Annotated in this window: 1 protein-coding gene; it reads right to left on the reverse strand. The window is 72.6% G+C overall.

From position 1 onward, the window contains the following. On the reverse strand, nucleotides 1-248 hold a 248-nt coding region (locus tag AC3II9_RS22250), incomplete at both ends, for a hypothetical protein (RefSeq protein WP_489158924.1).

Genomic DNA, 248 nt, shown 5'->3' on the forward strand with positions numbered 1-248 from the left:
CGCACCGGTTCCCGCCAGATATACAAAGTCAGGCTGAAGGGCAGCGCCAGCAGCCCCGCGACGATCAGCACCAGCCGCCACGGCGCGATCCCGGTTTGCGGGGCCAGCGCCGCGAACAGCGCGAGCAGCCCCCCGCCCCCGATCATCGCCACCCCCCGCCCCAGCGAGGCGCCGGCGGTGAAGAAGGCGATGCCCCGTCCGCGATGCGCCGGGGTCATGGTCAGGACGATCAGACCGATCGCAGCCGG

This window comes from Lysinibacillus sp. RU7 (assembly GCF_057837305.1).